Annotated in this window: 11 protein-coding genes; 3 read left to right on the plus strand and 8 right to left on the minus strand. The window is 31.4% G+C overall.

Annotation, left to right across the window (positions count from 1 at the left end; translation table 11 throughout):
- Window positions 1-31: 31 nt before the first annotated feature.
- Complete coding sequence (locus tag KFE69_06465; GenBank protein UTW43729.1) at window positions 32-3,976, plus strand: hypothetical protein; 3,945 nt, start codon at window positions 32-34, stop codon at window positions 3,974-3,976.
- A gap of 117 nt (window positions 3,977-4,093) precedes the next feature.
- Window positions 4,094-4,333: a helix-turn-helix transcriptional regulator gene (locus KFE69_06470; protein ID UTW43730.1), complete on the plus strand. Its 240-nt coding sequence runs from the start codon at window positions 4,094-4,096 to the stop codon at window positions 4,331-4,333.
- Between the two features lie 26 nt (window positions 4,334-4,359).
- Here the strand turns inward: KFE69_06470 and lnt are convergent, their stop codons facing one another.
- The 7 genes from lnt to cydD all read right to left on the minus strand — a co-directional run bounded on the left by lnt (window position 4,360) and on the right by cydD (window position 13,172).
- Entirely contained in the window at window positions 4,360-5,892 is a 1,533-nt protein-coding gene (lnt, locus tag KFE69_06475; GenBank protein UTW43731.1) for an apolipoprotein N-acyltransferase, read from the minus strand.
- Window positions 5,864-6,742 (minus strand): CBS domain-containing protein, encoded by an 879-nt coding sequence (locus tag KFE69_06480; protein ID UTW43732.1) that lies wholly within the window; start codon window positions 6,740-6,742, stop codon window positions 5,864-5,866. Before KFE69_06480 ends, lnt begins: the two co-directional genes overlap by 29 nt.
- A complete protein-coding gene (gene ybeY / locus KFE69_06485) occupies window positions 6,735-7,202 on the minus strand; it encodes an rRNA maturation RNase YbeY (protein ID UTW44027.1) in 468 nt (155 codons plus the stop codon). Before ybeY ends, KFE69_06480 begins: the two co-directional genes overlap by 8 nt.
- A gap of 35 nt (window positions 7,203-7,237) precedes the next feature.
- Complete coding sequence (locus tag KFE69_06490) at window positions 7,238-8,257, minus strand: PhoH family protein (protein ID UTW43733.1); 1,020 nt, start codon at window positions 8,255-8,257, stop codon at window positions 7,238-7,240.
- A 2-nt stretch (window positions 8,258-8,259) separates the two neighbouring features.
- Window positions 8,260-9,588 carry a tRNA (N6-isopentenyl adenosine(37)-C2)-methylthiotransferase MiaB gene (miaB, locus tag KFE69_06495; GenBank protein ID UTW44026.1) on the minus strand — a complete coding sequence of 443 codons (1,329 nt, stop codon included), beginning with the start codon at window positions 9,586-9,588 and terminating at the stop codon, window positions 8,260-8,262.
- A 97-nt stretch (window positions 9,589-9,685) separates the two neighbouring features.
- Window positions 9,686-11,362 (minus strand): thiol reductant ABC exporter subunit CydC, encoded by a 1,677-nt coding sequence (cydC, locus tag KFE69_06500; protein UTW43734.1) that lies wholly within the window; start codon window positions 11,360-11,362, stop codon window positions 9,686-9,688.
- Complete coding sequence (cydD, locus tag KFE69_06505) at window positions 11,355-13,172, minus strand: thiol reductant ABC exporter subunit CydD (protein UTW43735.1); 1,818 nt, start codon at window positions 13,170-13,172, stop codon at window positions 11,355-11,357. Before cydD ends, cydC begins: the two co-directional genes overlap by 8 nt.
- Window positions 13,173-13,351: 179 nt before the next feature.
- Between cydD and KFE69_06510 the strand changes: the two genes are divergently transcribed.
- Window positions 13,352-14,131, plus strand: a complete 780-nt coding sequence (locus KFE69_06510) for a hypothetical protein (GenBank protein ID UTW43736.1) — start codon at window positions 13,352-13,354, stop codon at window positions 14,129-14,131.
- A gap of 10 nt (window positions 14,132-14,141) precedes the next feature.
- Here the strand turns inward: KFE69_06510 and epmB are convergent, their stop codons facing one another.
- Window positions 14,142-15,164 (minus strand): EF-P beta-lysylation protein EpmB, encoded by a 1,023-nt coding sequence (gene epmB, locus KFE69_06515; protein UTW43737.1) that lies wholly within the window; start codon window positions 15,162-15,164, stop codon window positions 14,142-14,144.
- Window positions 15,165-15,198: the final 34 nt, after the last annotated feature.

Below are 15,198 nucleotides of genomic sequence, written 5' to 3' on the forward strand. Positions count from 1 at the left end.
ATTGGGAATTTTAATTGTTTGGAGGTGAGATATGCCAGATTTTGAGTCTAGTGAGTTTCAAGATGTTATTATAGAAGAAAAAAATGGTGGTCAAATTTATGGTGAATTTATGGAAGGTATTGCCATAGGTTTGAAAAGTAAAGGAGAGCTATCTAAAAAACTTTATGAAATAATAAAACAAGATATGACAACGCCTCCATTAGAAAGTCACGGTGGTTTTAGTTTTCTTACTGGAAACAGTCATGCTCAAATATTATCTACAGATCAATATTATTCAGAATTTAATAGGCTTTTAGATGAAATTAATACGATCAGAAAGAGAGCTGTAATAGATGAAAAGCATAGCATCTACTTTAGAAATACTTTGCAGTTTTTTAGTGAACTTTCAATTTATACCTATGAAAGAACAACAGTAAGACTTAAAGAAGATGATACTGCTATTTCAAATTATATTTTTAGCTTATTAAAGCTATTTAAAATAATAATGAGTGATGTTTGTGATAAAAATTCTACAACTAATTTAGAAGAGATTAAGATCATTTGTGACATTTTAAACACAAATATTAATCATTTAAAGTCCAAGTTTGATACAAATAGTGAAGAAGGGAGAAGAATTGGTATTTTAGAAGGATTTCAAAAGAAATTCATTAATGATATTCAAGTATATGCCGCATTTAAAAAAGAGAATGCAGGATTTAGCAACTATATTTCTACAACTCATGAAAAAATTCGTAAAGTTAATAATGAAGCTAAAGATATGGTTTCTGAAATTGCTTATACAACAGAAGATGAAGCGACTAATACAAATCAACAAGAGAACGTTAATATTAGTAATATTCATCGGAATATGACCGCACAGTTAGATTTAGAAGTGTTAAATGATACTAATGTAGCTAAATCTATTTATGATAAAAGTTTTAAACAATCTGTTGCAGTAGATATTTATCAAAATACATCATTTAATCGAAAAGATTTTCAAGATCAGTTTCAAAATACGGTTAATACTTATTATGAACCTCAGATGATATTCTCTATGGATGAAGACGAAGTTATTCTTAGTAATGAAAGTAAAAAGAAAAATGTTACTAAAACTAAAGAAGAATATGAGGCTGAAATAACTAATAGTAATCCTGTTTTTCCCAAAAAGCCAATTAAGATGAAAGCAGAGCTATCAATTAGAAAAGGCAGTGGATTTAATCGAGATCATGTGGAGAAATTTGAGATTAAAGATCTTATTAATAACGAATTAACAAGAAGGCTTTATCAACATAAAGTAAGAAGTACTTTAAGAAAACAAGGGATACGTGATGAAGAAAGTTTAACATTTCTTGAAAGTGAGTGTCTTAAAGCTTTTAATGAGCGTCATCCAGAGTCTAAAGGTACATATTATAAAAATATATTTGATACTAGATATAAAAATAATCCAAATAATCAGAGTATTAATGAAAATATAAATGAAAAAGAAAATAAGCTATTTGAATTATTAAATATTTTATCAGCATTAGAAGAGTGCTTTCAATCAATAGAGTTCTTAACTGATAAATTAGGTGTAATCTGGTGGGCTAAAAATCAAAGAGAAAATTTACGAGAATTAAATACTGCTATTGCTAGTGCTGAAAAGCAAGCTAATAAAATATTATCTGAAGGTATTTTTGATGATAAGTTATTGCAAAAAGGTTTAGCAGGAAAAATATCAGATCAGTTTAATAAAATTAAATCAAGTTTTCCATCAGGCGATTTAACTGATTTTAATAGTAAAGTAACGCAATTAACTTCATCAGAAGTTAACTTAGAAGAGTCTATTCTGCACTTTTATGACTCCTCTAATTACTTAGCACAAACTGTTGGCGTACAGTTAAAGTTAAAACAAGAGATTAATATACCTTATGGGTATCAAGGTGATGTTAGTAGAGTTAAAGAAGAACTAGATTTATTTCATCAAGATAATTTAGTTTCACAACAGCTATTTCAGCAAGAGCAAGAAAATTTATTAAAAGCTCGTAAAATTGTTAGTGATTTGCGTAAAGAGAAAGAAAACTTACGTGAGCAGAACTCCAAGACTCAAGCTACATTAGATGAACTTGAGCAAACTAATAATAAGTTAAATCAAAATTTAGACAGTGCAAATGATAATCTTTTAAAATTACAAACTCAATTACAAGAAAGAACGAATATAGATAAAAAGCATTTGAATGAATTACTAGAGCCATTACAAAAACATTTAGATTCAGCATTAAAAGATAAAGATAAAATAGAGAAAACACAAAAAGATCTAGCTGAATTTGCGGAAAATTTAAAACATAAAACTGCTACAAATAGTGATGATACAAAATTATTAGATAATTTTGTTCAAACAATTACAAATGCTACAGAATTATTATCAAACTACAAAAAAACTATTGGCTTTCTTGAAGATTTATCAACCAAGCTAAAAAGTCAATATAACGACATAATAGAGTCTGATATAGGTATTAAACAAACATTTAATAATATTTCAAATGCTATTCAAGCAAGTAAAGTATGTTCTGAAAATTTTAGTAATAAAATTAAAGAGTTACAAGATGCATTGTTATTCTATAAGAAAGTTGCAGCAGAATTACAAAAAAAATTAAATGAGCTTACAAGTCAGTTTGATAAAATAAAAAAAGAAAATGAACAGTTAAAAGCTCAATTAAAAGCAAGTGAAAAAAATATAGAAGAGGCAAAATCAACAAAAAATATAGAAAATAGCTCAGAAATAGAAGGTCTTAAATCGCAGATTAAGAATAATGAATCTTCGCTTTCTAGTATGGAAAACAAAATAAGTGAATATGAGAACAAAGTAAAAGAGTTAGAAGCTTTAAATAACGAAAAAGATCAACAACTTCGAGAATTAAAACAAAAGTCACAGGATTTTAATAAAATAACTCAAAATTTTGAACAGAAGAGTCCGGAGTATGATCAACGTAAACAACAATTAGAAAATGAAATATCGCAATTAAGTGGTGATATTAAACAATCAAAAAATCTGATAAATACGCAACAACAAGGTCTTAGTCAAGCAAATGCTGAATTAACTAAACAAAACCGCCAACAATCTGTTAAAACTATATTTTGTGAAGGAAGCTATCAAAAAGACACTTCTACAAGTAGAACAAGATTAAATAAAGTTAGAAGAAGTATAAATCAAACTAAGACTGCTGCAAGTGGTGGAAATGGTAGAGGTAATCAAAATAATCACCAAGCTAGCAATGTAGACAAACAAAGCACCTTTGGTTCTGATTTAGTCTTTATCATGCGCGATGGTCAGCGTCGCTGGACTAATTGGAGTGAAACATCATTGGCAAATATTATGATTAATAAATATTTTGGAAGAGATCTAGGTGATCAAAATACAGTAGTCTATGATAAAGATGATAGAGTTAGTATTTGTCAAAATATTGTTTTGAGAAAATTAGGGTTGCGAAAAGAAGTAGTTAAACAAACTGAAGCTGGTTGTTTTTCATCTTCTGAAAAATATTCAAAATATAAAGATAAGCATCAAAATAATAAATATAGCCAACTTATCACTAAAATTGAAAATTGGGTTCAAAATGCCCATGATATGGTAACAAATTACTTTGGAAGTAATAATGATTATGAAAAAGCTGCATCATTTTTAGATGGACTGGTAAATACTCGATTAAAGATTTATCATGATGGTGGTAGTTTTGAAACTCAAGGAACTAGCAATGACTCAAGAAAATATGACTACTTAACGATTGCAGAAGCAGTGGGTAAAGGTATAAATCAAGATAAAATTATTGATGCTTTAGAACGAGAGTTAGAAAGTAAAAATGATCTCAAAAATCAGCAACAAACAATTCATGATCGTAGGAGTGATACAAGAAATACAAATCTTGGAAATATCTCTGATGGTTATGATAATTTACTATTTGCTAAGTTTCATGACAATCATCAAAATAACAGTGGTTATAATTTTGAAAAAATAAAATAATAAGACATCTTTTAAAATGCGATGGACTGTATCTTCATAATTTTAAATATAATTTTTTATTGTGTACTTCATTATATATCTTATATAGGCATGATAAAGTAAATTATAATTTTAAAAATGAAATTTGAAGCACAAAGAAAATCAAAAGATTATTTTAATTTTAAAATGTCAATTGCATTGGCTCTTAAAGAGTATATGAATAAAAATAACCTTGGCTTTAATGAAATTAAAAGACAATTAGGTACGAGTGATTCTCAGACTAGTAGAATATTAAAAGGCGAAACTAATTTTACAACACAAACAATTTTTAAAATTGCACAAGTAATTGGAAAACAACCTAAAGTTGTTTTTGAATGATTATATGATTAGGCCCTAAAAATTTATTAATTCACCTCTTTTTGCCTACGCCTAATCACTAAACCTAAAATAAGTGATAAAAAGATCAGCATTAAAACAGGAGTCATACCATAGCGCACCCAAGGTGTTTGACCTTTCATTGCATAAACGGTACCTTCAAGAACACCACGCTTAAATGGGGGATAGGTAATCACTTTATTAGGAGTGATAATAGCAGTGATGCCATCATTAGTTGCTTGAATGATTGATTTACCAAGTTCAATCGAGCGCATATGGGTTATTTGTAAGTGTTGCCATGGCGCAATTGTTTTACCAAACCAACCATCATCAGTAATTGTCGCAATTAAATTTGCAGTTTGTGCATCTTTACGCACAAGTGATGGAAAAGCAATCTCATAACAAATAAATAATGCAACATCCATATTTTGCATTGTAACAGTTCCCTGATCAGCTGGTCCTTCTGTAAATTCACTCATTGGTTGGTTCATCCATGTCATAATTGGTAAGAAGATACTTCTTAGAGGTAAATATTCACCAAAAGGAACTAGATGTTGCTTTTTATATTCCCCATAGCCATAACCAACCACTATCGCGCCATTATAATACTTACCATATGGGTTACCCAAAGGCATTCCAAGCAGAATAGCACTATTATGGTTAATGGCAAATTGATTAAGATTTTTTACATAAGGTGCAACATACATTGGAAAATTAGGAATAGAATTTTCTGGCCAAAAAATTAAATCAGCAGGGTGCTTTTCAGTTAAGTCTAAATATGTTTTTTGAATATATTTTAAATGCTCAGGATCCCATTTAGTCGTTGGTTTAATATTACCTTGAATTAAAGACACTGAAAGTGGTTTTCCTTTTTTAATCGTCCATTGTTGATCTTGTAAGAAAAACCAGCCAAGTGCCCAAAGAACAATAATTATGACAATAGCAATGCATCTTGCAGAGTTACGTTTGGTTCTGACAAACATAATTAAAGCTGAAGCGCACAAGCAAACTGCAAAGCTAACAAGATAAACACTACCAGCCTCTGCTAAACCACCCAAATAAGTATCTGTTTGCGTATAACCTACAAAAAGCCAAGGAAAACCAGTAAAAATCCAACTTCTAATCCATTCAAAGAGTGTCCAAGTTGCAGGATAAATAAAACAAAGTTGGTAAGAATTTTTCTCTTTAGAGCATAATTTTTGATTTAAAAAGCCAACGATAGCTGGGAAAAGTGATAATACCATAATAAATAATAAAGTGATAAATACCGCTAATGGCGTAGATGTATTACCATAAGTATGTATGCTGACATAAACCCATGAAATACCAGTACCAAAATTACCTAAACCAAATAAATAACCAAGATAAAAAGCATACTTACCTGTTTTAGCACCTGACCAAAGATAGAATAAAACAATTAAACTAATAAACGCGATAACCCATATGTGAAAGGGTGCAAACGCTAAAGTTAATATTGCACCACAAATAAATGCAATAATAGATGAAAGGATGAATTTAAGCTTGTTATTTTTTTTATTCTTCGTTGTCGTTTTGGGTTTCATTCAAAGTTACTCTTAACGTATTGATCTTCCTGTTATCAGCATTTAAAACCGTAAAAGTAAATTTGTCAAATGTAACGACCTCTCCAGCACGAGGTACATGTTCTAATTGTTTTAAAATTAACCCGCCAACGGTATCCATTTCTTCATTATCTAAACTACAATCAAAGTACACATTAAAATCATCTACTTCAGTAATCGCATCAACAATATATTCAGTATCAGATTTTTTAGTAATATGTTCAGGTTCATTATCGAACTCATCTTCAATGTTACCGACAATTTCTTCAAGAATATCTTCAATGGTTATTAGTCCTGATATCGTACCGTACTCATCAACTACAATAGCTAAGTGATTGTGCTTTGTTTTAAATTCGCGTAAAAGACTATCTAATCGTTTTGACTCAGGTACAAATAGTGCGGGTCTTAATATTTTTCTTATATCAATTTTTTGACAAACAACTTCTTGTAGTTGATCATCCATAAAAAATTGCATTAAATCTTTTGTATGTAAAATGCCAGTAATATCTTCCTTTTCTTCATCAAAAACAGGGATACGTGTATGAGCACAGGATATAAGAATTGGTAAATATTCATCTTGAGTCATATCAATATTAATTGTTGTCATTTGTGAACGCGTAACCATAATATCTCTAACTTGCATATTAGAAACGTTAATTACACCCTCAATCATATGATGTGCATCATCATCAATAATTTTTTCTTTGACTGCATCATTAACAATATTTAATAAAGATTGTTTTGTTTGTGGTTTAGCAGATATTTTATTGAGTAGTTTATTTAGCCAGGATGGTTGTTTACCTTTAGGTTTACTACTCGAGTGATCATCCATTAATTACCTCCGGATCATAAGGGTTAGGAATCGCCAATTGTTGTAGTAGTTTTATTTCTAATGCTTCCATTTCTTCTCTATCTTCCCTACTTATATGATCATAGCCAATTAAGTGAAGTAGGCCATGAATGAGAATATGTGTTTGGTGATGGTTTAATCGTTTTTCTTGATCCTTTGCCTCTTTAACTAAAACATCAGGACAAACAATTAAGTCACCTAAAAAGTTATCATCTATTGCATCATCTGGCAAGCCTGGCGGTGCGATGAATGGAAATGATAAGATGTTCGTTGGGCTATTTTTATCCCTGAATTGATGATTAAGGCTCTGCATGTCATCCAAAGATAGATAAGTTAAACTTAAAGATGCAGAGTAAATTTTCTCATGAAGTAAAACAAGGCTTAACCACTGATGAATTTCATCAGATTTAGGTAAGTTATTAAACTGATTATCATGAAGAATATCAATGGTTAAAGTTAATGTAGGCATTAATTTATTCAGTGTTCCTTTTTATTAAACTTTCGATGTTTGTGGAAACGTTTATGTTCACTGATATCATCTGATGAAGATTCATAAGTGTCATATGCTGAGATTACTTGTTGAACTAAAGTATGACGAACAACATCAGCAGTATCAAAAAATGTCATACTGATATCATTGACACTCGCTAATACTTCAATGGCATGACGTAGTCCAGGAATTGTACCTTTTGGTAGGTCAACCTGGGTAATATCACCAGTGATGACGGCTTTTGAATTAAAGCCAATACGAGTTAAGAACATTTTCATTTGTTCTTTTGTCGTATTTTGACCTTCATCTAAGATAATAAATGCATCATTTAAAGTACGTCCACGCATATAGGCTAATGGTGCAATTTCAATGACTTGTTTGGCAATTAGACGAGTGACTGTTTCAACACCCATTAAATCATAAAGTGCATCATACATAGGCCTTAGATAAGGATCAACTTTTTGAGATAAATCGCCTGGTAAAAAGCCTAAGCGTTCACCAGCTTCAACAGCTGGACGAACTAAAATAATACGTTTGACTTGGTCAAACTCTAAAGCGCCGACAGCACAAGCAACAGCTAAAAAAGTTTTACCTGTTCCAGCAGGGCCAATACCAAAATTAATATCATATTTTCCTATTCGTCGAACATAACGTTCTTGGTTAACCGTCCTAGGTTTAATTGTATGTTGTTTGGTTTGAATAAAGGATTGTTCTTCAAAACGGGGTTGTTGTTCACGGGTTGCAGAAGCAAGTGATTGTAATGTAACGTTTAATTCATGGTTATCTAAATGAAGTGACTTTTCAGTCTGATGGTAGAGGGATTTAATAAAGCGTTCCGACTCAGAGACGGCGGTTTTAGGTCCAACAATGTGAAACTGGTAGCCGCGTTGATTGACCTCCACAGCAAGGTAACGCTCAATAAGATGGAGGTTCTCATTGAGGTGACCACAGAGGGCCGCTAATCGATTAGGGTCTTGTGGTTCAAGTACAAATTGCGCTGTTCGCATATTTAAGTCAATTCTCCTCTTAGTGAGTTAGGTAGTGCTTCCGTAATGACAACATCAACGAATTGTCCCATCAAGTTATGTGAACCTGAAAAATTAACAACGCGGTTGTTCTCAGTACGACCCATTAGTTGATTAGGATCTTTTTTAGATGTGCCATCAACTAAAATTCTTTGTGTAGAACCTACCATGCGACGGCTAATACGAAGTGCATTATTGTTTAATACTTCCTGTAGTTGTTTCAATCGTTCTTTTTTTACTTCCATTGGAGTATCATCTATTAAATTTGCCGCTGGTGTTCCTGGTCTCTTACTGTAAATAAAGCTGAATGACTGATCAAAATCAACTTCTTTTACAAAAGAAATTAATTTTTCAAAGTCTTCATCAGTTTCACCTGGAAAGCCAACAATAAAGTCTGATGATATCGTAATATCTGGACGTAGTTTTTTAAGTTTGCGAATTTTCTGTTTAAATTCAAGGATAGTATGGCCTCTTTTCATTTGTGCTAAGATACGATCAGAGCCATGTTGAACAGGTAAATGTAGATGATTAGCCAATTCATCTACTTCACCATATGCTTCAATTAAATTATTTGAAAATTCAACAGGATGAGAAGTAGTAAAACGTACTCTACCTACGCCATCGATAGCAGAAATAAAGTGAATTAGTAGAGCTAAGTCGGCAGTATCACCATTTGTCATTTTACCTAAATAGTGATTAACATTTTGTCCAAGTAAGGTAATTTCTTTAACACCTTGTTCAGCCAATGATGCACACTCTGCAATGACATCTTCAAATGGGCGTGATACTTCAGGCCCTCGCGTATAAGGCACAACACAATAAGCGCAATATTTATCACAGCCTTCCATAATTGAAACAAAAGCTTTAACACCTTCGGCTTTAGGCTCTGGCAAATTATCAAATTTTTCAATTTCAGGAAAAGAGATATCAACTTGTGCTTTCCCTTGAATATGCTTACGCTTAATCATATCAGGCAGTCTGTGTATTGTTTGTGGTCCAAATACAACATCAACAAAAGGAGCGCGTTTAATAATATTTTCACCTTCTTGAGAAGCAACACAACCACCAACACCAATAACGAGATGCGATTTTAATTTTTTTAGTTGTTTCCATCTGCCTAGTTCGTGAAATACTTTTTCTTGCGCTTTTTCTCTAATAGAACAGGTATTAATTAAAATGATGTCAGCTTCAGATGGCTTTTCAGTCATTTCTGTATGAAAGTTTTCATTTAAAACTTCTTTCATTCTTGATGAATCATATTCATTCATCTGACAACCTAATGTTTTAATAAACAGCTTTTTAAATGGTCTTATTTCAGTTGTATTTATGGCTGCTTCAGTCATGGTTAATTACCTGTTTTATTCATTTTTTTTGTTAAATGGAAAAATTTGTGCATAAGCTTAACGCTTTTTATAATAAAACACCAGTATCTTTTGTATTAAGGTTAATGCGCTTTTGCATCATATTCATCGCAGTTAAACTATGTGTTGCCATGATAATCGTTTTTTTATTGGCCAACTGTTTAATTGCTTGAAGGACTTCAGTTTGAGTCTGTCGATCAAGGTTCTCTGTTGGTTCATCTAAAAGTACAATGGGTGCTTTTGATAATAGTGCTCTTGTAAGCATGAGTCGTTTGCGTTGACCCCCTGAAAAGTTTTCACCAAATTCACCAACAAATGTATCAAGTTTATTAGGTAGATCTAAAACATGCAGTTTTAATGAAACATGTTCAAGCGCTTGATAAATCTCATTATCTGATGCATCACTATTAGCGAGTTTTAAATTATCACGAATCGTTGCTTGAAAAAGATGGGCTTGCTGTTCTATATAAATGACTAGTTGGCGAAGTTGTGATTCTGAAAATTTACGAATATCGACATCACCAATGGTAATTGTGCCTGTTTGTGTATCCCAAATACGACATAGTAGCTGTAATAATGTTGATTTACCTGATCCAGTTTCACCAATTAATGCAAATTGTGATTTTTCAGGGATTGTTAAATTAAAGTCAGATAGAACTGTTCCTCTTTGATTATAACTAAATGATATATCTTTAAATGCAACTTCATAGTGTTTTAGATTAATTGGCTGATGGTGTTCAAAAGTAACTTGTGGTTTCAATTCATTTAGCTCACTTAAACGTTTAGCGGCAGCATTGGTTTTGCCAAGATATTGATAAGCCAATGGCAGTGCCATGACAGACTCATACATAGCTAAAAGCCCTAAAGCGATTAAAGCAATATTAGCACCATTTAACTGACCACTAATTGTTGCATTAACTGCGATATATAGAGTAATACAAATTGTACTCCATAAAATAGTTTGGGTTAATGCTTGGCCAAAGCCATTAAAATGGCTCATTTTTCTTTGTAGCTGAATTAGTTTTTGATTTAAAGTATTAATCTTTTGCTGTTGTAGCTCTATATGGTTAAAAATAATTAATTCAGATAGACCATGAATCATTTGTACCGTATCTGTTTTTAGGCGAGCCGTAATTGAGTTAATTTCTTTAGCGGTTTTAGTGCTTAATGTACCAATAAAAATTGGGATTACAAAACCGCTAACCAGTAAACTAATTAATGTAATCACAGCGATAGTCATATTAAAAAATGAAAAAAAGATAAATGAAGCAATGGCAATAATAATTGCAGTGAAAGTCGGTGAAAGTACTCGGATAAATAAATTATCTAGCTGATCAACATCTGAAACCATTCGGTTAAGTAAATCACCCCGTTTATGACTTAAAAGGTGAGCGGGTGCTAAAGGTTCTAGTCTTTGATAAGTCCAAAGACGTAAATTAGTTAAAATTTTAAATGTTGCCTCATGAGAGATAACACGTTCACCATAGCGATTTACAGTTCGCATGAGTGAGAAAAAACGTACGCCTGTTGCCGGCATAAAAAAGTTAAACTGGGCTGCTACCTGATAAGATAAGCCAGCATAAGCGGTTGCTGAAATAAACCAGCCAGATAGGGACATTAAGCCTATTGAAGATAAAATTGTTGCAATACTTAAGCCAGTACTTAAGACCATCCACCATAATTGGCGTTTGAATACAGGGATTAAAGCTTGGTAATGTTTAAGCATAGCTAACTTCTCCTTGTATGTTTTTTAATAGTGTTTGCAAATAACTAGAGGGTTTGCTAGATAAGGTTTTATAATCCCCACTTTGAATTATTTTACCTTCATTTAAAATTAAAATCTGATCGACAGCTTCTAAGTGCTCAAGTCTATGGGTTGCCATGATGATGGTTTTATTTTTTAAGCGGCTTTTAAGCATATCCATAATTAAGTGCTCATGCTCATAATCTAATGATTGAGTTGGTTCATCAAGGATGACTAGTGGTGCATCTTTTAATAAAGTTCGTGCAAGTGCAAAGCGTTGTGCTTGACCACCGGATAAGCCAATACTGTTTTCACCAATAATTGTATTTAATCCATTGGGTAGTTGATTAACTAACGTTTTTAGTTGTACATCTTCAAGTACTTGGTTGATTTCACTTTCTGTTGCATCAGGTTTAGCCATTAATAAATTATCGTAAAGTGTGCCACTAAATAGTTTAGGTATTTGCCCAAGCCAGCTGATTTGTTGATACCAGTTGTTTGGGTTCATTGCATTTAAATTAGTTTGATTGATACATATTTCACCATTTGAGGGTACTAAAAATCGCAGCAATAAATTTAAAAAACTCGACTTACCTGCACCGCTTGGGCCTAATAATATAATTTTTTGTTTTGGCTTAATTTCAACATTAATATGATTTAGTGCTGGAGTAGATGATTCACTGTAAGATAAATCAACTTGTTTAAATGTGATGGTATCTTCAGCTAAATTAAACGTATTTGTTTTTACTGAATCATTAATGGGTTGATTGGATTTATGTAAATCATAATCAAATAGTTTTTTTAATTCAGTTGCAGCACCAACAGCTTCAGCTCTGGCATGATAGTGTGTACTTAATTCTCTTAAGGGTAAGAAAAATTCAGGTGCTAATAGTAGGATAAATAGTGCACCAGTTAAACTGATATTTGAAATAGACCACCAAATAGGGTTTGATGTGCCTTCGTTTAAAAAGCCCATCCCTAAATAAACAGCAACTATAGCAATCGAAACTGCAGCAAACACTTCTAAAACAGCAGAAGATAAGAAAGCTACTCTTAAAACTTGCATAGTTGTAATGCGATATTGATCAGAAGTATGGTAAATATTTTTTTCTTCTGATTTACTTTTGCCAAATAGTTTTAATGTTGTTAAGCCATTTAAAACATCAAGAAAGTGGTTACTCATTTTAGCTAAGTTTTGGAAATGCTTTTGATGAACAGATTCAGCACCTATACCAATAAGCGCCATAAAAAGTGGAATTAATGGTGCACAGATAAGTAAAATAAAACCGCTAGTTAAGCTTATGGGAAAAATAAAAACTAGAATGACAATAGGTAAAAAAACAGCAATTGACATTTGTGGTAGATAATAAACTAAGTAGTTGTTTAGCGCTTCAACTTGTTCAATAGCATTTGAGACTAAATTACCACTTGAAAATGACTTAGCATGCACAGGACCCATTTGTTTAATTTTTTCTAGAACCTCTTCTCTTAAATTGGTTCTTATTTTTTCTGAAGTTTTAAAACTAATGCGTTCTTTTAACCAGATCAGTCCAGCTCTTAGAATAAATAGGCTAATAATGCCAATAAAATAAAACCATAAAGCTTCTGTAGTTTGATGTTTTAAATAAGCTGAATCAGCAATATGAGCGATACAGTAAGCAATTAGGATTAATAATATGCCACTTAAAGTACCAATTAGTGAAACAAGTAGTATATTTTTTTTAAGTGGAATTGTCTTATTTTTTAACCAACGTGCAGCATCTTTAGTTTGTTGTTTATCTTTTGTTTTCATAAGTGGTAATTTTTCTACAGCTTATTTTGGCAGCTATTATAACGAATTTATCCGCTAAATGAGAAAAATAAATTCTAAAGTTTAAAATTGCAATAATTGACATTAATGATTAGTTTGTATTTTTTAATTTTTGAAATATATTTAATATTTTAGAAGAGTTAATTTAAGGAAAGGTTTATATGTTTGATGAGTTAAAGGATTCAGTAGTTATTAATGTAGAAAATCAGGAATATGCTGTAGTACTGTCTGAAGAATTTGAAGAATGTTTAGCATTATTAGAAGGTATAAAAGAGCGAATCAAAAAACTTGAAGGAAATGAAAGTATAAATCTTAAAATATTGGATCATTTAAGAGATTATTTAGAAAATGAATTTAGAATTCAAAATGGTGAATTAAATCAAAAGACAATTGATTTTTTTAATCGGCAATTAGACTCTGTTATTAATCCACATATACGAAAATTAAAAGAGTTTGATGAAACTGAAGTATATTCTAACATTAATGACGGAATTCAATTAGCTATAGCTGAAAATAAAAATAAAAAAATAATGCTAGAACATTTACAGGCTAATTTAACAAGTCTATATGAAGATAAAAAGAGTCCTGCCAAAAATAAAGAAGAGCAATACTTAAATTATTTTTTTCAAGCAGTTAGAATAGCGAGTCATTCAAATCATCCTTTAGAGTTTCGCACAACACCTTTTGGAAAAACGGATAATCCAATGAATACACTTGAGTTTAAGGCAGCTGAAAAAAATTTTTTAAATGTAAAAATACTGTTAGGGGTTAATGATAAGGATTGGAATACTGTTTTATATAAAAAGCCAGATACTAAGGCTTTTTTGAATTTAGAAATTGAAACCTATAGACAGAAAGTCAATAATAAAGTGGATGTACCACATCTATTTGTAGGCTTTGAGTCTCCTGATGAATATGTTGATTCGTTACATTTAAAGTAAGAGAATATAATTACATTACAGCTAAACATTTCTTTGATGGATAACCTGGTACTTCTTGTGCAAGTTTTGGCACCATAAAACCAGAGGATATTTCAGATAATTTTTTAATAATACGTTGTGCTTTTTCAACTGGAATATCAAAGTGGCTTGCACCAGCTACTTTATCTAATAAGTGAATATAATAAGGTATTGTCTGACAGTCAATTAAACGTGAACTTAATTGATGTAAAATCTCAGCATTATCATTGATACCTTTTAATAAAGTACTTTGATTTAAATTTAAAATACCATGTCTATGTGTTGCTTTTAAGACCATTTTAACTTCATCATCTAACTCATTAGGATGATTGCTATGAATCACTAAAATAACCTTTAGTCGAGTTGAAGTTAAAAGTGATAGTAATTCAGGGGTAATGCGCTCAGGTAATACAATAGGAATGCGAGAGTGAATGCGTAGGCGTTTAACATGTTTAATTGCCTGAATATGCTCAATAAAAAAAGCTAATCGTTGATCAGTATTTAAAAGGGGGTCACCACCACTTAAAATCACTTCTTCAATGGATGAGTCTTGATTAATATAATCAAAGACGTTTAACCAGTGATCTTTACCAGGGATGTTATTTTGATAATTAAAATTTCTACGAAAACAATAACGACAATGCACAGCACAAGTACTATGTGCAATTAGCAAAACACGACTGTGATATTTGTGTAAAAGGCCAGCTACAGGGTTATAGTTTTTTTCATCTAAAGGGTCATGGGTGTAATTATGATCAATTATTTCTTCATCTTTTATTGCTAAGACTTGTTTTAATAAAGGATCATTAAGGTTGTTTTTTTCAATACGATTAGCAAATGCATATGGTACAACGGTTTTAAATTGTTGTTGTGCTTTAGTTGAAATATTAGCTATATTAGGATCAATATTTAAAAACTCTAGTAATGAGTATGCATCAGAAAAGCCACTAAGAAGCGATTTTTTCCAGTTACGGTTAATAAATTTCTGAACAATTCTGTTAGCTTGTTGTATCATAGCCTTCAATTCATTTAATTAGATTAATTTTATA

The sequence above is a fragment of the bacterium SCSIO 12844 genome (assembly GCA_024397935.1).
Classification (GTDB): domain Bacteria; phylum Pseudomonadota; class Gammaproteobacteria; order Francisellales; family Francisellaceae; genus M0027.

Bases quoted from the DNA above. Each gene is read 5' to 3' on its own strand.
- KFE69_06465 (UTW43729.1), top strand. From the start codon at position 32: ATGCCAGATTTTGAGTCTAGTGAGTTTCAAGATGTTATTATAGAAGAA.
- KFE69_06470 (UTW43730.1), top strand. From the start codon at position 4,094: ATGAAATTTGAAGCACAAAGAAAATCAAAAGATTATTTTAATTTTAAA.
- lnt (UTW43731.1), bottom strand. From the start codon at position 5,892: ATGAAACCCAAAACGACAACGAAGAATAAAAAAAATAACAAGCTTAAA.
- KFE69_06480 (UTW43732.1), bottom strand. From the start codon at position 6,742: ATGGATGATCACTCGAGTAGTAAACCTAAAGGTAAACAACCATCCTGG.
- KFE69_06490 (UTW43733.1), bottom strand. From the start codon at position 8,257: ATGCGAACAGCGCAATTTGTACTTGAACCACAAGACCCTAATCGATTA.
- cydC (UTW43734.1), bottom strand. From the start codon at position 11,362: ATGCTTAAACATTACCAAGCTTTAATCCCTGTATTCAAACGCCAATTA.
- cydD (UTW43735.1), bottom strand. From the start codon at position 13,172: ATGAAAACAAAAGATAAACAACAAACTAAAGATGCTGCACGTTGGTTA.
- KFE69_06510 (UTW43736.1), top strand. From the start codon at position 13,352: ATGTTTGATGAGTTAAAGGATTCAGTAGTTATTAATGTAGAAAATCAG.
- epmB (UTW43737.1), bottom strand. From the start codon at position 15,164: ATGATACAACAAGCTAACAGAATTGTTCAGAAATTTATTAACCGTAAC.